The organism is Neoaquamicrobium sediminum, assembly GCF_040970315.1.
GTDB classification, from domain to species: Bacteria; Pseudomonadota; Alphaproteobacteria; order Rhizobiales; family Rhizobiaceae; genus Aerobium; species Aerobium sediminum.
In genome coordinates, this window is record NZ_JAZHFV010000001.1 from 309,249 (window position 1) to 327,246 (window position 17,998).

General features: G+C 62.8%; 24 protein-coding genes. 16 read left to right on the forward strand and 8 right to left on the reverse strand.

Features of this window, described 5'->3' with window-relative positions; translation table 11 throughout:
* Positions 1–6: 6 nt before the first annotated feature.
* From V1479_RS01500 to dnaQ, 4 genes are read left to right on the forward strand one after another with little or no spacing between them, the layout of a single operon-like run.
* Positions 7–606 carry a Maf-like protein gene (locus V1479_RS01500; RefSeq protein ID WP_368801357.1) on the forward strand — a complete coding sequence of 200 codons (600 nt, stop codon included), beginning with the start codon at positions 7–9 and terminating at the stop codon, positions 604–606.
* Positions 599–1,441: a shikimate dehydrogenase gene (locus V1479_RS01505; RefSeq protein ID WP_368801358.1), complete on the forward strand. Its 843-nt coding sequence runs from the start codon at positions 599–601 to the stop codon at positions 1,439–1,441. The genes V1479_RS01500 and V1479_RS01505 overlap by 8 nt, the downstream gene beginning before the upstream one ends.
* Positions 1,438–2,043: a dephospho-CoA kinase gene (coaE, locus tag V1479_RS01510; protein ID WP_368801359.1), complete on the forward strand. Its 606-nt coding sequence runs from the start codon at positions 1,438–1,440 to the stop codon at positions 2,041–2,043. Before V1479_RS01505 ends, coaE begins: the two co-directional genes overlap by 4 nt.
* A gap of 52 nt (positions 2,044–2,095) precedes the next feature.
* Positions 2,096–2,821 carry a DNA polymerase III subunit epsilon gene (gene dnaQ / locus V1479_RS01515; RefSeq protein WP_368801360.1) on the forward strand — a complete coding sequence of 242 codons (726 nt, stop codon included), beginning with the start codon at positions 2,096–2,098 and terminating at the stop codon, positions 2,819–2,821.
* A 99-nt stretch (positions 2,822–2,920) separates the two neighbouring features.
* Here dnaQ and secB read toward each other — a convergent pair whose 3' ends face one another.
* Together secB and V1479_RS01525 are read right to left on the reverse strand one after the other, a co-directional pair.
* Positions 2,921–3,442: a protein-export chaperone SecB gene (gene secB, locus V1479_RS01520; RefSeq protein ID WP_368801361.1), complete on the reverse strand. Its 522-nt coding sequence runs from the start codon at positions 3,440–3,442 to the stop codon at positions 2,921–2,923.
* Positions 3,443–3,553: 111 nt separating this feature from the next.
* Positions 3,554–4,042, reverse strand: a complete 489-nt coding sequence (locus V1479_RS01525; protein ID WP_173188681.1) for an FxsA family protein — start codon at positions 4,040–4,042, stop codon at positions 3,554–3,556.
* 151 nt (positions 4,043–4,193) lie between these two features.
* Here V1479_RS01525 and V1479_RS01530 point away from each other — a divergent pair, with 151 nt between their 5' ends.
* The 4 genes from V1479_RS01530 to V1479_RS01545 are packed head-to-tail and all read left to right on the forward strand — an operon-like array spanning position 4,194 to position 6,962.
* Positions 4,194–4,898, forward strand: a complete 705-nt coding sequence (locus tag V1479_RS01530; RefSeq protein WP_368801362.1) for a Tim44/TimA family putative adaptor protein — start codon at positions 4,194–4,196, stop codon at positions 4,896–4,898.
* A 35-nt stretch (positions 4,899–4,933) separates the two neighbouring features.
* Entirely contained in the window at positions 4,934–6,040 is a 1,107-nt protein-coding gene (gene mltA / locus V1479_RS01535; RefSeq protein WP_368801363.1) for a murein transglycosylase A, read from the forward strand.
* On the forward strand, positions 6,037–6,591 hold the full coding sequence (locus tag V1479_RS01540; protein ID WP_368801364.1) for a Smr/MutS family protein: 555 nt from the start codon (positions 6,037–6,039) through the stop codon (positions 6,589–6,591). The genes mltA and V1479_RS01540 overlap by 4 nt, the downstream gene beginning before the upstream one ends.
* A complete protein-coding gene (locus tag V1479_RS01545; RefSeq protein ID WP_173188673.1) occupies positions 6,588–6,962 on the forward strand; it encodes a helix-turn-helix domain-containing protein in 375 nt (124 codons plus the stop codon). The genes V1479_RS01540 and V1479_RS01545 overlap by 4 nt, the downstream gene beginning before the upstream one ends.
* Positions 6,963–6,965: 3 nt before the next feature.
* On the opposite strand, the gene V1479_RS01550 is transcribed toward V1479_RS01545, so the two are convergent.
* From V1479_RS01550 to hslV, 5 genes are all read right to left on the reverse strand, one after another.
* Entirely contained in the window at positions 6,966–7,925 is a 960-nt protein-coding gene (locus V1479_RS01550) for a DUF1402 family protein (protein ID WP_368801365.1), read from the reverse strand.
* Positions 7,926–8,041: 116 nt separating this feature from the next.
* Complete coding sequence (gene hslU / locus V1479_RS01555) at positions 8,042–9,352, reverse strand: ATP-dependent protease ATPase subunit HslU (protein WP_173188669.1); 1,311 nt, start codon at positions 9,350–9,352, stop codon at positions 8,042–8,044.
* Positions 9,353–10,504 (reverse strand): hypothetical protein, encoded by a 1,152-nt coding sequence (locus tag V1479_RS01560; protein WP_368801366.1) that lies wholly within the window; start codon positions 10,502–10,504, stop codon positions 9,353–9,355.
* Positions 10,505–10,577: 73 nt separating this feature from the next.
* Positions 10,578–11,111: a GNAT family N-acetyltransferase gene (locus V1479_RS01565; protein WP_368801367.1), complete on the reverse strand. Its 534-nt coding sequence runs from the start codon at positions 11,109–11,111 to the stop codon at positions 10,578–10,580.
* Positions 11,101–11,649: an ATP-dependent protease subunit HslV gene (hslV, locus tag V1479_RS01570; RefSeq protein WP_368801368.1), complete on the reverse strand. Its 549-nt coding sequence runs from the start codon at positions 11,647–11,649 to the stop codon at positions 11,101–11,103. Before hslV ends, V1479_RS01565 begins: the two co-directional genes overlap by 11 nt.
* A 164-nt stretch (positions 11,650–11,813) precedes the next feature.
* On the opposite strand from hslV, the gene hisB reads away from it, so the two are divergent.
* The 8 genes from hisB (at position 11,814) to coaA (ending at position 16,832) form a co-directional block, all read left to right on the forward strand.
* Positions 11,814–12,419, forward strand: coding sequence for an imidazoleglycerol-phosphate dehydratase HisB (gene hisB / locus V1479_RS01575; RefSeq protein WP_368801369.1), 606 nt, complete (start codon positions 11,814–11,816; stop codon positions 12,417–12,419).
* 9 nt (positions 12,420–12,428) lie between these two features.
* Positions 12,429–12,914, forward strand: a complete 486-nt coding sequence (locus V1479_RS01580) for a DUF2628 domain-containing protein (RefSeq protein WP_368801370.1) — start codon at positions 12,429–12,431, stop codon at positions 12,912–12,914.
* Position 12,915: 1 nt separating this feature from the next.
* Positions 12,916–13,566 carry an imidazole glycerol phosphate synthase subunit HisH gene (gene hisH, locus V1479_RS01585; protein ID WP_368801371.1) on the forward strand — a complete coding sequence of 217 codons (651 nt, stop codon included), beginning with the start codon at positions 12,916–12,918 and terminating at the stop codon, positions 13,564–13,566.
* 10 nt (positions 13,567–13,576) lie between these two features.
* Positions 13,577–13,867, forward strand: a complete 291-nt coding sequence (locus V1479_RS01590) for a DUF1330 domain-containing protein (RefSeq protein ID WP_173188656.1) — start codon at positions 13,577–13,579, stop codon at positions 13,865–13,867.
* A 4-nt stretch (positions 13,868–13,871) separates the two neighbouring features.
* Positions 13,872–14,615 (forward strand): 1-(5-phosphoribosyl)-5-[(5-phosphoribosylamino)methylideneamino]imidazole-4-carboxamide isomerase, encoded by a 744-nt coding sequence (gene hisA / locus V1479_RS01595; protein ID WP_368801372.1) that lies wholly within the window; start codon positions 13,872–13,874, stop codon positions 14,613–14,615.
* Positions 14,616–14,718: 103 nt separating this feature from the next.
* A complete protein-coding gene (hisF, locus tag V1479_RS01600; RefSeq protein ID WP_368801373.1) occupies positions 14,719–15,501 on the forward strand; it encodes an imidazole glycerol phosphate synthase subunit HisF in 783 nt (260 codons plus the stop codon).
* A 21-nt stretch (positions 15,502–15,522) separates the two neighbouring features.
* Positions 15,523–15,846, forward strand: coding sequence for a phosphoribosyl-ATP diphosphatase (locus V1479_RS01605; RefSeq protein WP_173188649.1), 324 nt, complete (start codon positions 15,523–15,525; stop codon positions 15,844–15,846).
* Positions 15,847–15,872: 26 nt separating this feature from the next.
* On the forward strand, positions 15,873–16,832 hold the full coding sequence (coaA, locus tag V1479_RS01610; protein WP_368801374.1) for a type I pantothenate kinase: 960 nt from the start codon (positions 15,873–15,875) through the stop codon (positions 16,830–16,832).
* On the opposite strand, the gene V1479_RS01615 is transcribed toward coaA, so the two are convergent.
* Entirely contained in the window at positions 16,819–17,946 is a 1,128-nt protein-coding gene (locus tag V1479_RS01615; RefSeq protein WP_368801375.1) for a phosphatase PAP2 family protein, read from the reverse strand. The genes coaA and V1479_RS01615 overlap by 14 nt on opposite strands.
* Positions 17,947–17,998 lie beyond the last annotated feature (52 nt).

Here is a 17,998-nt window from a genome sequence, read left to right on the forward strand (position 1 = left end):
CGCATCATGTCGGACGCCATCGTACTCGCCTCGGGCAGCCCGTTTCGCAGGAAGATGCTCGAAGATGCAGGCCTCGAGATCGAGGTCGAGAAGCCGCAGATCGACGAGCGCGCAGTTGAAGCCGCGGTCGCCAACTCGGGCGTGGGTCCGGAAGACCTGGCCTTGATACTTGCCGAGGCCAAGGCCCTCGAAGTTTCCCAGGATCGCCCCGGCGCGCTGGTCATCGGCACCGACCAGACCCTGTCGCTTGGCGATGAAGTGCTGCACAAACCGCGCGACATGGAGGAAGCCCGCCGCCGTCTGCTGGCGCTTTCGGGAAGGACGCATCAGTTGAACAGCGCCGTCGTCCTGATGCGGGACGGAGAGGTGTTATGGCGCCATGTCGGCGTCGCGCGGCTGACCATGCGCGAACTTGATCCGGGCTTCATAGGCCGGCATCTGTCGCATGTCGGCGAGAAGGCGCTTTCGAGCGTCGGCGCATACCAGATCGAGGGCGAAGGCATTCAGCTCTTTGAGACGATCGAGGGCGACCACTTCACCATCGTCGGAATGCCGCTGTTGCCGCTGCTCGCAAAGCTTCGCGAAATGCAGGCCATCGATGGCTGAGACGATGAAGGCCTTCGTCATCGGCCATCCCATCGCGCATTCGCGATCCCCACTCATTCATGGCTACTGGCTCGAAAGTCACGGAATTTCCGGCACCTACGAACGCATCGACATCGCTCCCGACGATCTGGAACGCTTCATACGAAACCTGCCGAAGAGCGGCTTTGTTGGCGGCAATGTCACGATCCCGCACAAGGAAGAGACGTGTCGGCTGGTTGATCGGCTCGATGAGGCGGCCCGCGCGATCGGCGCGGTCAACACGCTCTGGCTTGATGGCGGCGCGATCTGCGGGGGCAACACCGATGCCGCGGGCTTTGCCGCCGATCTCGATGTGCACGCTTCATCCTGGCGCTCGGCCAAGTCGGCGCTGGTGCTGGGCGCGGGCGGAGCATCGCGAGCAATCCTTCACGCGCTAACGACGGCAGGCATTGCCGACATCCGGCTGGTCAATCGCACCTTTGCGCGCGCCGAGGAACTCTCCGAGCGTTTCGGAACGGGCATTCAGGCACATCACTGGCAGGATACGAATGATCTGGCGTCAACGAGCGACCTCGTGGTCAACACGACCTCCGTCGGCCTCAACGGGCAGGGCGAGATGCCGCTGGACGTTGCGCAACTACCGGCGAACGCGACGGTCGTCGACATCGTCTATACGCCGCTGCAGACACCGCTTCTCGCAGCCGCCGCAAAGCGAGGATTGAAGACCGTCGACGGTCTTGGCATGTTGCTGCACCAGGCCGTTCCGGGGTTCGAACGCTGGTTCGGCGTAAGGCCACAGGTCACCGACCGGCTTCGCGGAATCATCGTGGCGGATATTGAGGGAGCTCGTTCATGATCGTGCTCGGCCTTACCGGATCGATCGGCATGGGCAAATCGACGACGGCGCGTATGTTCCGCGACGCAGGCGTCCCAGTGCACGATTCCGATGAGACGGTGCATCGCCTCTATGCCGGCAAGGCGGCGGGGCTGATCGAGAAGCGCTTTCCGGGCGTCGTTCACGACGGCGTGGTCGACCGGGAAAAGCTTGCGAAGGCGGTGCTTGGCCAGCCAGATGCACTGAAGGATCTGGAGCGGATCGTGCATCCTCTGGTGCGCGCTGATGCCGATGCGTTCCTCGAACGCCACCGGCAGGAAGGCGCGAGACTGGCCCTGCTCGACATTCCGTTGCTTTTCGAGACCGGTGGAGAGGATCGCGTCGATCGAATCGTCGTCGTGACCGCCCCTGCCGAAGTGCAGCGGAAACGGGTGCTGGCCAGGGCAGGCATGACGGAAGAGAAATTCGAGGCAATCCTGTCCCGGCAGGTGCCGGATGCGGAAAAGCGCCGGCGCGCGGATTATATCATCGATACAGGGCAGGGCATGGACGCGGCGCGCCGCCGTGTCGCCGAGATTGTCGATGAATTGACTGGGGGCAAGCCTAGAGAAGCCGTCGGCTGAGGCTTGCCGCACCCGCTGGCGACACGCATCCTGAGCACAAAGGAGCGAATCGATGCGCGAGATCATATTCGATACGGAAACGACCGGGCTCGATTCCCGCGAGGACCGCATCATCGAGTTCGGCGGTATCGAGCTGGTCAACAAGTTCCCGACCGGACGCACCTTCCACCAGTACATCAATGCGCAGGGACGCACGGTCAATCCTGAGGCGCTTGCCGTTCATGGCATCAGCGACGCCGATCTGGCGGACAAGCCGACCTTTCCGCAAATCGCCGATGATCTCGTTTCCTTTCTCGACGGGGCGATGCTCGTCGCGCACAACGCCAATTTCGACATCGGCTTTCTGAATGCCGAGTTTGCCCGGCTTGGGATGCCGGCCGTCGATCCGGGCAGGGTGATCGACACGCTGGCGCTTGCGCGGCGGAAGCATCCGATGGGGCCGAATTCGCTCGACGCCCTGTGTCGGCGCTACGGCATCGACAACAGTCACCGCGAAAAGCACGGCGCGCTGCTCGACTCCGAGCTTCTGGCCGAAGTCTATATCGAGCTCATGGGTGGCAAGCAGGCTGCGTTCAGCCTCGATGTGCAGGTTCAGACGACCACGGTGATTGTTGAGCAGACGGTCGGAGCGACGGTCCGTTTTCGAGAACGGCCGCTGGCGTCGCGGCTCAGCGAGGCGGACCGCCAGGCCCATCAGGCCCTCGTCGCCACGCTGGGTTCATCCGCCATCTGGCTGCAGGTTGAGCCCGGCTATCGTGACGAGGCCGCGGCGAGCTAGCCAGCGATTCACGTGAAACCATCGGCAGTTAAAGACGATGCCAAAAGAAAAAGGCCCGGATCGATCCGGGCCTTTTTGAAGGGGATTCGCTGATCAGGATCAGGCCGTGCCGCTCGGCTGCACCTTGGCCTTGGCCTGCTCCTCGGCCATGCGCTGCTGGAACATCTGCGCGAAATCGATCGGATCGATCATCAGCGGCGGGAAACCGCCATTGCGCGTGCAGTCGGCAATGATCTGGCGGGCAAACGGGAAGAGAAGCCGTGGGCATTCGATAAAGAGAAGCGGCAGCATGTGCTCCTGCGGGAAGCCGACGACACGGAAGACACCGCCGTAGACCAGCTCAGCATTGAAGAGCACGTCCTTGTCGACACCGGCCCGCGCGTTCAGCGTCAGCGTCACGTCGTATTCGGTTTCCGAGATCGGATTCGCATTGACGTTGACATTGATGTTGATGCCGGGCGCCTTGTCGCGACCGCGCAGCGAGGCGGGTGCGCCGGGGCTCTCGAAGGAGAGGTCCTTGATGTACTGGGCAAGTACGTTCAGCGACGGCTGCGCGCCATTGCCTGCCTTGGCGGCACCGGCGGGCGGCGGGGTCGTGGTTTCTTCTGGTTTCTTGGCCATCAGCCGGAATCCTCTCTATTTCAGCCGTTCCCGGCCGGGAATGAAAACGCGGCGTTGGCTACCATGGCAGGTCCGGCGTGACAAGCTTGGGAGCCTGTCGCCCGCGTGGCCTCAGCGATCGTCCGTGATCGAGGGGCGCTGGGGCTGCGGCTTGTCGTCCCGGGCGAAGTCGTCTTCATCCAGGTCGATGGTTCGCCCACGTCCCGGCCGGCGAAAGCCGCCTGGACCCGCAGCGGCGGTGACGATGGTGATACGGCTTCTGATAAGCCGCCACCCCAGATCGCGTATCGGTGGAATGAAAAGGAGAAAGCCTAGGGCGTCGGTGACGAAGCCGGGAAGAAAGAGCAGCACCCCCGCCAGCAACACCATGACGCCGTGCACGAGGTCCCGGCCCGGAGACCCGCCTGCATCCATGGTTTCACGTATGCGTGTCAGGATGCCGAAACCCTGGACGCGCAACAGGATCGAGCCCAGGATCGTGGTGGCTATGACGAGACCGACAGTGGCAAGTGCACCGATCTCGCTGCCGACCATGACGAATACGGCGATCTCGGCCAATGGCAATGCAAGCAGCAGCAAGGGGATGAAAGGGAAGGCCAAAATGCGATCTTTCCAGTGAGGTGCGTTTAAGGTCGATCAGTTTAGATAGTGTGCCGCCGCTTTGATTTGAATGATGGCGGGATGCGTTCTATATGCAAGGGGACAACCGGCAAAGCGAGGCCTTTGCCGGACAAGAGGTTTGGCGGACGCTATGGAATTTTTCGACTTCGGCACGATTTTCTTTCTGGTCGCGGCAATTGTGATCTTTTTCCAGTTGCGCAACGTGCTGGGCCGCCGCACCGGTAACGAACGCCAGCCATTCGATCCCTATACGTCCGCCCGCACCAGCGAGAAGTCCGATTCTACCGCCGCGGAGAACGTCGTTTCGCTGCCGCGTCGCAAGGGCGGGTCCGAGGCGGACGACGCCTATGCCGCTATAGACGCATTCGCCAAGCCCGGCACCGACCTCAACAAAAGCCTGCGTGCGATCCGCGACGCCGACCCGTCATTCGAGCCGAAGACGTTCGTGGACGGCGCAAAAATGGCCTACGAGATGATCGTCATGGCCTACGCCGATGGTGATCGCCGCACGCTGAAGAACCTTCTTTCGCGGGAAGTTTTCGATGGCTTCGTCGCGGCGATAGCCGATCGCGAAAGCCGGTCGGAGAAGATCCAGTCCTCCTTCGTTGGCATCGACAAGGCCGATATCGTCAACACCGAGATGAAGGGCAGCGAGGCCCATGTGACGTTGAGGATCGTCAGCGAGTTGATTTCGGCGACCCGCAACAGTGCCGGTGAAGTGATCGATGGCGATCCGGAGACGGTCGCCGAGGTCAAGGATGTATGGACCTTTGCTCGCGACACGCGCTCGCGCGATCCGAACTGGAAATTGGTCGCGACAGAAGCCGACGACTGAACGTTTCGGCCAGAACCGCGCGACGGGGCTGCGCCGTGACGCTCTCGCCACTCCTCGAACCCACGAGTTTCGACGATCTGCCGGGCTGGCGCGCAGATCGACATGGCGAGGCTTTTGCGGCTTTCCGATTGAGCGCGCGCCGAGCGCTCCAGAAACCGTATAAGTCAGGCTCGCTCGGTATCGACGCGGGTGCGTTCGAGGAAGCCTTTCAAGCCGCCGACGCAGCCGAAACTCTTGATGACGAAGCAGCCAGGGGATTCTTCGAACGCTGGTTCCTTCCTTGCAGGGTAATTCCCGAAGGAGACGGTTCCGGCTTCGTCACCGGCTTTTATGAACCTGAGGTCGCGGCCTCGCCGGTGCGCATGGACGAGTTCACTGTGCCATTGCTCGGCGTTCCTGACGATCTCGTGAAAGTCGATGACGCGAATCGCCCGGACGGGCTGGATCCGTATCTCGCATTCGGCCGATCGACATCAGCCGGGATAGTGGAATATTTCGACAGGCCAGCAATCGAGAAGGGTGCGGTTGGCGAGAGGGCTCCGACGCTCGCCTGGCTGGCCGATCCCGTCGACGCATTCTTTGTACACGTCCAGGGCGCGGCGCGGTTGTCGATGCCCGACGGCTCGGTAAAGCGCGTCACCTATACCGCCAAGTCCGGCCAGCGCTTTACCGGACCGGGCGGATTGTTGGTGGTGATGGGTGAGATACCGGCCGCCGAAATATCCATGCAGGCGATCAGGGCGTGGTTCCGGCGCAACCCGCATCGCGTTGACGAAATCCTGCATCAGAACCGCTCCTACATTTTCTTCCGGTTCGCCGAGGTCGAAGATACGGGGATGGGGCCGATTGCTGCCGCCAAGGTGCCGTTGACGGCCGGTCGTTCCATGGCTGTAGACCGGCTGCTGCACACATTTGCAACGCCATTTTTCGTCGATGCGCCGGCGCTTCGAGCATTCGACGACGTTCCGTTCCGCAGATTGATGATCGCGCAGGATACCGGCTCGGCAATCGTCGGGCCCGCGCGCGGGGACCTGTTTGCCGGTTCGGGTTATGCTGCCGGTGAGATCGCTGGCGTGGTTCGCCATCCTGCGGATTTCTACGCGCTGGTGCCGCGCGCTTTGCTGGAGGCGGGTCCAGCATGACTGCCCCATCGGACAAGAAACTCTCGATGGAGGATCGTATCCTGTGGGGCAGGGTCGCGCGTTCGGCGACGCCGTTGCCCGGGAAGGCGGTGGACGAGGTGGCACCGCCCGCCGAGGACTTCGCCAGTCTTCTCGACGCACCGCGTAAGACCGGGTCGACTCGCCCCGAGGCACAGTCTGCGGAACCGAACCGTCCGGCCAACCATGCAAGACAGCACAGGATAGACGCGCCGGTTCGCGAAAAGCTGGCGAAAGGTCGTCTGCCGATCGAAGGCAAGGTCGACCTTCACGGCCTGACGCAAAGCCAGGCGCATACGCTGCTGCTTTCGTTCCTGCATCGCGCTTATGCCGACGGACGCCGCCACGTTCTGGTCGTGACCGGCAAAGGCTCGTCGCTTGGTTCCGATGGTGTCCTGCGCAGGGCGGTGCCGGCCTGGTTTGCGACGCCGCCGTTTCGTGCGCTGGTGAGCGCTCACGAAGATGCGGCACGGCGCCACGGCGGTTCGGGCGCGCTTTACGTGAGGCTGCGGCGTTCAGGCGGCGCGGGATGACGCCGTTCGGTACGAAAATGCGTGATTTACGCGCGAAGAAGGGCGTCACCCAGAAGGAGATGGCGACTGCGCTCGGCATCAGCCCTGCCTATCTGTCGGCTCTGGAGCACGGTAGACGCGGCGCGCCGAGCTGGCCGCTGGTGCAGAAGATCGTCGGCTATTTCAACATCATCTGGGACGAAGCCGAGGAATTGCAGCGGGTCGCGGAAAGCTCCCATCCCCGGGTGGTTGTCGACACGACCGGACTGTCAGCCTCGGCGACGCTGCTGGCCAATCGCCTTGCATCCCAGATCGCGGGCCTCGACGAGGACGACATAAGGGACCTGCTTCGTCAACTGGCCGAGATGCAGGAACGCGGCAAGCGCCGCTGATCCTCAGAAGAGCTTTTTCAGTTCGTCCAGCTTGTCATTCACAAGCCAGCCATAATAATTCTCTTCCGGCAGCCGCGCCGGCTGGCCAGCACTTCGGCGCTTGCGGTTCTCCGCCTTGAGCGCTTGTGCGCGCTGCTCGGGGTTGCCGATGTTGTAGAGCGTCGCCGTGATGCCTGGGTTCTTGGAGATGTCGTAGCCGGCTATATCGCGGTACGCCTCGATTGACTTCTTCAGCGTCGCGGCGACATAGGCGAGCGTCAGGTCCGGGTCCATGATCGTACGGTAGACCTGCTGCGGATCCTCATGATCCAGCTTCGGCAGGCCTGACACCCTGGCCACAAGATCGCTCATCTGAAGCGCGGTCAACGGGTTGAGCTGGCCGATGCCGAAGGTCTGCCCAGCATAGAATGGCTGGAAGAAGACCGCGCTGAAACGATCATTGGGAAAGCTGGCTCCTTCGACCGTCTTGCCGCGGAATTCCTTGTTCCATACTGCTTCCCGGCAGGACCACAGATCGTAACTGTCCGACAGCTTCGCGCATGCTGAAAATTGCGGGCGCTCGATGAAATCGCTGACGCTTTCGCCGTTATGCGAAAAGTTGAAGCTCGTCTTGAGGTAGGAGACGGCCTTCACATAGTAGGTCTGCAGTCGGTCATAGGCGTCGACGTTGTAGGTGTGTTCGCCCACGATCGCGCCCGCCATGTGAAGCGGGTCGATCTTGTACTGCGCGGCCACCTTCTTGATCTTGTCGCGCAGGCCACTGTCGTTCTCGAGCAGCGCATAGACCTTCTTGTATTTCGCCTCGTAGGTCGATTTGGCAGCGCGGGTCCGGCTGGCCGAAGCTGCCGGCACCTGCGGCTGCTCCTCGAAGCGGTTTCCGGGCGGTACCCGCGTTGCCGCAGCAGCCGGAGCGCTTGTCGCGACCAGGCACAGGCATACGAGGAGCCGCACTGCAGGGTTCATTTCCGACCTTGTGAGGATGGAGGAAGACAGGCCGGCGAAAATAGTTGCTGCGGCGGAAGGAGTCGAGAGCCCTGCGTTCAATCTCTTGTCAGGGCTCCCGAATAGCGAAATTCAGCCTACAGGATGAACCGTGACAGGTCCGTGTTCTTGGCGAGGTCGCCGACATTCGTGTCAACATAGCCGGCATCGATCGTTACCTCCGACCCGGACTTGTCGGGTGCGTTGAAGGAAATGTCGTCAAGTACCCGCTCCATCACCGTCTGCAGCCGGCGCGCACCGATGTTCTCGACGCTTGCATTCAGATCGACGGCTATGCCTGCCAGCCGATCGATCGCATCGTCGGTGAAGTTGAGTGCGACACCCTCGGTCTCCATCAGCGCCACATATTGCTTGATGAGGCTCGCCTCGGTTTCCGTGAGGATTCGGCGGAAGTCGTCTTTCTCCAGCGCGCGCAATTCGACACGGATCGGCAACCGGCCCTGCAGCTCGGGCAGCAGATCGGACGGCTTGGCAACGTGGAAGGCGCCGGAGGCGATGAACAGGATATGGTCGGTCTTCACCGGTCCGTACTTGGTCGCAACCGTTGTGCCTTCGACCAGCGGCAGCAGATCGCGCTGAACGCCTTCCCTGGAGGGTCCGCCGGAAATATCACTGCGCGCGGCCACCTTGTCGATCTCGTCGAGGAAGACGATGCCGTCGTTCTCCGTCGATTCGAGCGCCCGGCGCACCACCTCGTCCTGGTCGAGCAGCTTGTCGGACTCGTCATTGATCAAAAGGTCATAGGATTCCTTGACGGTCGTCTTGCGCATCTTGGTGCGCTGGCCGCCCATGGCCTTTTGCAGCATGTCGTTGATGTTGAGCACGCCGATATTCGCGCCGGGCATTCCCGGAACTTCGAAGCCCGGCATGCCGCCGGTGCCGGTGTCGGCAACCTCGACCTCGATTTCCTTGTCGTCCAGCTCGTTGTCGCGCAGCTTGCGGCGGAAGGAGTCGCGCGTGGCCGGGCTGGCATTCTTGCCCACCAGCGCCTCCAGCACGCGCTCCTCGGCGTTGAGATGCGCCCTTGCCTTGACGTCTTCGCGCATCTTCTCGCGCGTCAGGCCGATAGCCGCCTCGACGAGATCGCGGATGATCTGCTCGACGTCGCGGCCGACATAGCCGACCTCGGTGAATTTGGTCGCCTCGACCTTGATGAAAGGCGCACCCGCAAGCTTCGCCAGCCGCCGGGAGATTTCTGTCTTGCCGACACCCGTCGGCCCGATCATCAAGATGTTCTTGGGCATCACCTCTTCACGCAACTGGCCTTCGAGCTGCTGGCGCCGCCAGCGGTTGCGCAGCGCAATGGCCACGGCGCGCTTGGCGTCCTTCTGGCCGATGATGTAGCGATCGAGTTCGGAAACGATCTCGCGGGGAGAGAAAGTGGTCATCTACTTGTACGCTTGAACCTTGATGGGAGGGAGCTTGTTGAGCAGGGATGTGGGGAGAGTCGGGCGCACGATCAAGTTTCGGATGTGCTGCCAGCCGGCGCCAAAGATGATGATCAGTGTTCCAACGACAAGCAGAATCAGCGCGAAGGGCGGGATTCCGGTGGTGTTGGCGGTGGAATTGATCAGGTAGTAGATCCCGAGCGAGCCGAAATAGGCAAGCGTCGGCACCAGCAGCGAACGTCGGTCGATGGCCAGCGCCACATAGACGAAACCGAGGATGAGCACGCCCAGCATGATGGATGCGTTTCCGTCAGGCTCGATATTGCCCAGAACCACGTCCTGGCCGGTGGCCATGATGAATAGCGGATGCACGAGCATCGGCGCCGATACGACATGCAGCCAGAAGGCGCAGTCGGACCAGACCGTTCGCCGTTCGCGATCGTGCAGATCGAGCAGCACGGCTGCACCAAAGACGACGAGGCCGCAGACCAGCGGCATATAGAGTGCCGCGCGCAGCAGTTCCGGCATATCCTCGATTTGCGGAGCAGCGACTGTGCCAGCCGCAACGCCGTCGTAAAGCAGCAAGGCGGTCTGCAGGAACGCGAGCAGCGTCGCGGCGATAGCGATCACGCCGGCGAGAACCGGAACGCGAAAGCGCCAGAAATAGAGGATCGCCGCCGCTATCGTTCCGCCGAATACGATATAGCCGGCCGGGGCTACCATCTGCCGCAACGCCAGAAGCTGCCAGAACGAATCCGGCTGCCGGATCGGATAGCTGGCGTTGGCAAGCAGCGATAGTCCGACAACCGCAGCCACGGTGAATATGAGGCTCAACACCGTCGAAGACAGCTTCATGCGGCGCTGGCGTGTAACGAATTCCGCGACAATCCATGAAAACGCGGCCAGAAGCCCGGCAATCCAGAGCGGTTGTCCCGGGATCGCAGTACTCAGGACGAAATAGAGCCCGGCCGTGAGAAGAACGATGCCGACCGTAACGAAAAGGTCGTTGCCGCCGCCAATCAGGCGCAGGTTCTCTTCGGTGCCTTCGTCGGTCTCCGCCGAGCCGCGTTCGATGGCAATGAGCCGGTCGCGCTGATCTGCCGTGATCACTCCGTTTGCGACAGCGCTTTCGAGCGTTTCAGTGCTGATCAATGATGGCTGTCCTCGCGATCGGGTGTTCCGCCATTATGGAGGCGCGCAGCAGGTCCGTCACGCATGTCTGCTGTCAGGCTGCGAAATCCGACACATACTCCATGAGGAGTGTATCGCCGGTGCGTCCCTCGAGATGCGGGATGGTGCGGAACCCGGACTTTTCATAGGCGCGGATTGCACGATGGTTGGTGGGTTCGGGATCGATGATGATCGTTCTGTGGCCCTCGCTGATCAGCCTCGCGACAAACGCCCTTACCGCCGCCGACCCATAACCACTCGAAAGCAGAGCCGGATCGCCGATGGAAACATCCACGCCGACTGCATCGGAGGGCAGCTCAGTCAGCCACGGGTTGTCCTTGATCCATTCCTCGTTCTGGTGGTGGCCGATGAACCAGTACTGGATATAGCCGATGGGCCTCCCGTCGAGCATGAAGAGAAACGGCCGCGTGGTGTCGCGCCCTTCGACCATGTCGCGGATGAAGCCCAGCTCCTCCTCCGGGTCGCCCCACCATTCGCGCATGTGCGGCTGGTTGAGCCAGCCGCGCAGCGTTTCGTAGTCTTCGCGCTCCACGGGACGGAACGCGATCTCGGGTTGGCTATTCTGCATCAAGCGTTTCCATCACGACGTTGCCGTTGGTGTAGACGCAGATGTCGGCCGCGATCTCCATCGCCTTGCGGGCGATCTCTTCCGCGTTCTTGTCGGTATCGATAAGCGCGCGCGCGGCCGCCAGCGCATAGTTGCCGCCCGAGCCGATGGCCATCACGCCGTGCTCCGGCTCCAGAACGTCGCCGGTGCCGGTGAGCGCAAGCGTTACGTTCTTGTCGGCCACCAGCATCATCGCCTCCAGCCGGCGCAGGTAGCGGTCGGTGCGCCAGTCCTTTGCGAGCTCGACGCAGGCGCGGGTGAGCTGGTCGGGATATTGTTCGAGCTTGGCTTCGAGCCTCTCGAGCAGGGTGAATGCGTCGGCGGTTGCACCGGCAAAGCCGGCGATGACGTTGCCCTTGCCGAGCCGGCGCACCTTGCGCGCGTTGCCCTTCATGACCGTCTGGCCGAGGCTTACCTGCCCGTCGCCGGCGATCACAACCTTGTCGTTCTTGCGCACGGTGACGATCGTCGTCGCGTGCATGGTCGGTTCATTCGACATATCAACTCCGATACTGCCTTCAGCCGGCCTTCGGGTCAGTGCAGCGCCGGCCGCGTGAAGGCTTATGTATGCGCCCGGGCCGCGAATGCAAATCGCCGCCGCTGGCAATCGGCGGGGCATGCTGATAAGAGGCTTTCGCCCAGAAGCAGGAAAGGTCGCCCAGCATGGCCAGCCCCGAGCGCAAAGCGAGTGTCGCGCGCAAGACCAAGGAAACCGAGATCGCCGTTTCGGTCGATCTCGATGGCGAGGGCGCGTCGGAAATCTCGACCGGCGTCGGCTTCTTCGACCATATGCTCGACCAGCTTGCCCGCCACTCACTGATAGACATGAAGATCGAGGCGAAGGGCGACCTGCATATCGACGACCACCACACGGTCGAGGATACCGGCATCGCGATCGGTCAGGCTTTGGCGCGCGCACTGGGCGAGCGTCGCGGCATCACCCGCTACGCATCGATAGACCTTGCCATGGACGAGACCTTGACCAAGGCGGCGGTCGACGTTTCCGGCCGGCCGTTCCTTGTGTGGAACGTGGCGTTCAGTGCGCCGAAGATCGGCACCTTCGACACCGAACTGGTGCGCGAATTCTTCCAGGCGCTCGCGCAGAACGCCGGCATCACGCTGCATGTGATGAACCATTATGGCGCTAACAACCACCATATCGCGGAGACCTGCTTCAAGGCGGTGGCCCGCGCGCTGCGCGCCGCGATAGAACCGGACCCGCGCCAGGAGGGGGCAATCCCTTCCACCAAGGGCACACTGAACGGATGAGCGTTCGCCATGGCTAGTTTCGTCGTAATGGAACCGCCCGGCCGCGCCGCCGAGGAGAGGGCCGTCATCGTGCGCGACGGGTTTCATATCCTCGCCTTCCTGCTGCCGGCGATCTGGCTGCTGGTTCACCGGCTCTGGCTGGAGACGCTGGCCGTTGTGCTCGCGGGCTTTGTGATCGGCCTGCTGGGCGCCTGGTGGGGCAGCGGCACGGCTTCCATCGCGTCGCTTATGCTTGCGCTTTTCGTCGGCCTTGAGGGGTCGGCGCTTCGGCTGGCGGCCCTGCGCCGGCGTGGCTGGCGCGAATGGGGTGTGGTCGAGGCTGGCGATGTGCGGGATGCCGAAATCCGCTATCTCGCAGATATTGGCCCCGGCCACGTCACGCGGGACACGGTCTCCGATACTGTCCCGCCGGCTCCGGTCATGACTGCCCAGCGTCCGGCGCCGACCCGTTCCGGTCCGGTGCTCGGCATGCTCGGCTATCCGGGGCGAAACTGAGATGCGCGTTGCGATCATCGATTACGGGTCCGGCAATCTGCGCTCGGCGACCAAGGCTTTCGAGCGCGCCGCGCGCGAGGCGGGCATCGCCGCCGAGATCGACCTGACGGCGGACTCGGAACGAGTGAGAAGTGCCGACCGCATCGTGCTTCCGGGCGTCGGCGCCTATGCCGATTGCCGGGCTGGGCTCGATGCCGTGCCGGGCATGGTGGCGGCCATCGAGGAAGTCGTGACCGATCGCGGCCGGCCATTCCTCGGCATCTGTGTCGGCATGCAGTTGATGTCGTCGCGCGGGCTGGAAAAAACCATCACCAACGGCTTCGGATGGATTGCCGGCGACGTCAAGGAGATCGAGCCTTCCGATCCGTCGCTGAAAATCCCCCAGATCGGCTGGAACACGATTCACGTGAAACACGACCATCCGCTTCTGGCCGGCATCCGCACCGGCGAGGACGGGCTGCACGCCTATTTCGTTCACTCCTACCATCTCGACGCGGCGCGCGCGGAGGATGTCGTTGCGGTCACCGACTATGGCGGTCCCGTAACGGCCTTGGTCGCGCGTGAGAACATGGCCGGAACCCAGTTCCACCCCGAAAAGAGCCAGGCGCTCGGCCTGGCCCTGATCGCCAATTTCCTGCGCTGGAAACCGTGAGGAGGACGCCGTGAGCAAGAAGGGTTACTGGATGGGCATGGTCGACGTGACCGATCCCGATGGCTATCCGCAATACGTCGCGGCAAACGCTGCCGCCTTCGAGAAATACGGCGCGAAGTTCCTTGTGCGCGGCGGACAGTGCGAAGTCTTCGAAGGCCCGGCGGCATCGCGGCTGGTGGTCATCGAGTTCAAGGACTACCAGACTGCGCTCGACTGCTACCATTCGCCGGAATATCAAGCCGCATTGAAGCTGCGCCAGCAATTCTCAAATGCTCACTTTGCCATCGTCGAAGGCGTATGATCCGTTGATACTTTTTCCTGCCATCGATCTGAAGCAAGGCCAGTGCGTCCGTCTCAAGCTGGGCGAGATGGACAGCGCCACGGTCTACAACACCGATCCCGCCGCGCAGGCGCGCGCCTTCGAGGAGCAGGGTTTCGAGTGGCTGCATGTGGTCGATCTCGACGGCGCCTTCGCCGGCGAAAGCCGCAACGGCGAGGCGGTCGAGGCGATCCTGAAGGCGACGAAGAACCCGGTGCAGCTCGGCGGCGGCATCCGTTCGATGGCGCATATCGAGGCGTGGCTGGCAAAGGGGCTGGCGCGGGTGATCCTCGGCACGGTCGCGGTGCGTGATCCAGATCTGGTGAAGGAAGCCTGCAAGGCCTTTCCGGGCAAGGTGGCCGTCGGTATCGACGCGCGCGGCGGCAAGGTCGCCGTCGAGGGCTGGGCCGAAGCCTCCGCGCTGGGCGCGATCGAACTCGCGAAGAAGTTCGAGGGCGCCGGCGTCGCCGCCATCATCTACACGGACATCGACCGCGACGGCGTGCTGGCTGGCATCAACTGGGACGCGACGATCGACCTTGCCGAAGCCGTCTCCATCCCCGTCATCGCATCAGGCGGGCTCGCATCCATCGCCGATATCGTGCGCATGACCATGCCCGACGCGCGCCGGCTCGAAGGCGCCATCTCCGGCCGCGCCCTATATGACGGCCGCATCGACCCGCAAGAAGCGCTGGCGATCCTGCGTGAAGCGCGGGAGCGAGCGGTATGACCCTCAAGGCCCGCGTCATCCCCTGCCTCAACGTCAAGGACGGCCCGCGTCGCCCGCAGCCGCGTAGCGGCGAGGACGCGCAAACGAAAATGGAGGCCGTCCTTTGACCCTTAAGGCGCGCGTCATTCCCTGTCTGGACGTCAAGGACGGGCGCGTCGTCAAGGGCGTCAGCTTCGTCGACCTGATCGATGCCGGCGACCCGGTGGAATCGGCCAGGGCCTATGACGCAGCCGGCGCCGACGAGCTGTGCTTCCTCGACATCACCGCGTCTTCCGACAATCGCGAAACCATCTTCGACGTGGTCGCCCGCACAGCCGAACACTGCTTCATGCCGCTCACTGTCGGCGGCGGCGTGCGCGCGGTGGCCGACATCCGCAAGCTGCTGCTGGCGGGGGCCGACAAGGTGTCGATCAACACCGCAGCCGTGAAGAACCCGGATTTCGTCGCCGAAGCGGCCGACAAGTTTGGCAACCAGTGCATCGTCGTCGCCATCGATGCGAAGAAGGTCTCACAGGCCGACGAGACGGATCGCTGGGAAATCTTCACCCATGGCGGGCGGCAGGCCACCGGTATCGATGCGGTCGAGTTCGCCCGCAAGGTCGTCGATCTCGGCGCGGGCGAGATCCTGCTGACCTCCATGGATCGCGACGGCACCAAGGCGGGCTATGATCTGGCCCTGACCCGAGCAGTCGCCGATGCAGTGCGTGCGCCGGTCATCGCGTCTGGCGGCGTCGGCACGCTGGACCATCTGGTCGAGGGCATCCGCGACGGCCACGCGACCGCTGTTCTGGCGGCCTCGATCTTTCATTTCGGCACCTTCACCATTGCGCAGGCCAAGGCGCACATGGCAAAAGCAGGCCTGCCGATGCGGCTCGACGCCGCCTGAACGTCGGGAGGATAGGCGCCCTTGTCAGGGTTCTCGCTGAAAGATTTGGAGACGATTGTGGCCGAGCGTGGCAGCTCGGGCGCCGACGATTCCTGGACTGCCCGGCTCTTTGCCAAGGGCATCGACAAGGCCGCCCAGAAGATGGGCGAGGAAGCGGTCGAAACCGTCATTGCTGCCGTCAAGGGCGAGCGCGACGCGGTGATCTCCGAAAGCGCCGATCTGCTCTATCATTGGCTCGTGGTGCTCGCGCTGTCCGGCGTGAGCCTCGATGAAGTTCTGGCCGAGCTCGAGGCGCGCACGAACCGCTCGGGCGTTGCCGAAAAGGCCGCGCGCAATTCTGGCTGAGGGAGCCGGGGCAGGGACGAATGCCGATGGACCAACTGACGCCCGGCGAGAAATACTCACCGTATCGCATCTTCTCCGCCGAACGCTGGGCAGAGTTTCGCGCCGACACGCCGCTGACGCTGGCGGAAGACGAGGTGCGCCGGTTGCGTTCGCTGAACGACCCGGTCGACCTCGACGAGATCAGGCGCATTTACCTGACCTTGTCGCGGCTGCTTTCCGCCCATGTCGAGGCGAGCCAACTGCTTTTCCGGCAGCGTCGCGTGTTCTTCAATTCCGACAACGCGGTCAAGACGCCGTTCATCATCGGCATCGCCGGGTCCGTCGCCGTGGGCAAGTCGACCACGGCGCGCGTGCTGAAGGAGTTGCTGCAGCGCTGGCCGTCGAGCCCCAAGGTCGACCTGGTGACGACCGACGGTTTCCTGCTGCCCAACGAGGTTTTGCGGCGCGAAAACCTGATGGAACGCAAGGGCTTTCCCGAGAGCTACGACGTCGGCGCGCTGCTGCGGTTCCTGTCGGCCATCAAGTCCGGCCAGCCGGACGTGCAGGCGCCGCTCTATTCGCACATGACCTATGACGTGCTGCCCGGCGCTTACGTGACCATCGACCGGCCCGACATCCTGATCTTCGAAGGCATCAACGTTCTCCAGACGCGTGACCTGCCGCAGGACGGCAAGTTCGTGCCGTTCGTTTCCGACTTCTTCGATTTCTCGATCTACATCGATGCGGACGAGAAACTGGTCCATCACTGGTACATCGACCGTTTCATGCGATTGCGCGAAACGGCCTTCAAGAATCCCGAATCCTTCTTCCATCGCTATTCCCAGCTCTCGGAAGAGGCCGCGCGCGCCATCGCCGAGGGGCTGTGGACCAACATCAACCTGAAGAACCTCACGGAGAACATCCTGCCGACGCGGCCGCGCGCCGACCTCGTCCTGCGCAAGGGTGCCAACCACCTGATCGAGGAAGTGGCCCTCAGGAAGCTGTAGCGGCTGCCTCCGTCTCGGGATGTGCCGAAGGCCCGGGGGCGGAAATGGGCCTTCGCCTGTCTGCCATGCCTGTCCGCGCATAGCGCTTTACCAGGACGTAGATGACAGCGACGATCGCTATGGAGACATAGCCGTCGATCGCATAATGCCAGGCCAGATAGACCGAGCTAGCGATGATGAACGCGACATACGCAAAAGCCGCGATGCCCAGCCGCCGCGAATATTCGGCGATGAAGAACGCATTCATGGCGACGAGCGCAACATGGACGCTCGGAAACGCGGATATGCCGGAGCCGAAGCTCGTCGCCCCGGCCTCATGCAGCGACCACAGATAAGCCTGGTAGGCAACTGCGGAATTGGGGCTGTCGGCGCCGCGAGCGAGAAAGGCGAGTTGTTCGGCGAACCGCGTGGCATCGCCCGTCACTTCACCATAGAAGGCAGGCCCCGCCGAGAGGAACAGCGTGGCAAACACGTTGCCGCACACGATCCATGTCAGCATGAAGCAGGTAATGTAGCGCCCCCTGATCGCGGCGGCTCGAGGCGAGGTCGCAACGAAAAATAGCAGGCCGAAGCAGAGGACGAACCACAGCACGTTGTAGTTCCACTCAACCATCGTGCGTATGACATCGTGCTCGCCGAAGCTGTAAAGCAGTCGCCACGGGTCGACCCCGAAATGCAGCAGGCGGTCGATATCCGCTTGAATTCTGTCGTATTGGAAGCCGTCGCGCCAGTACGTCATTGCGTTCTTCAGCGACGTGAAGGTTCCCTGGAACAGCACCATCACCATCAGGAGCGCGACGCCTGAGGCGAGCGTGGCCATGCGCGCGGGTGAAAATGCCCGGCGCATGGCAAGACCGCGGCGTGCGTTCAGGCGGTGTGCGACGCGCGCGGCATCGATAATGATGGCGACCATCGGGAAGAACAGAATGAAGATGATCGCCCAGCGCCGGACATAGACCCAGTAGGTGACGCTGTCTTCAGTGCCCGTGAGCTGAAGCAGGAAAAGCCCTGCCACGGTATAGGCCAGAACGAACAGATAGAGCGCTGCGTCGGCGCGCACCATCCGCGCAGTTTCCGACATCGTGTTCCTGCACCAGCGCAGAAATCCGGTCATGGCCAAGGCTCCTGCCAATCTTTGACGGGCGGACCCTAGCTAACAAACCTCA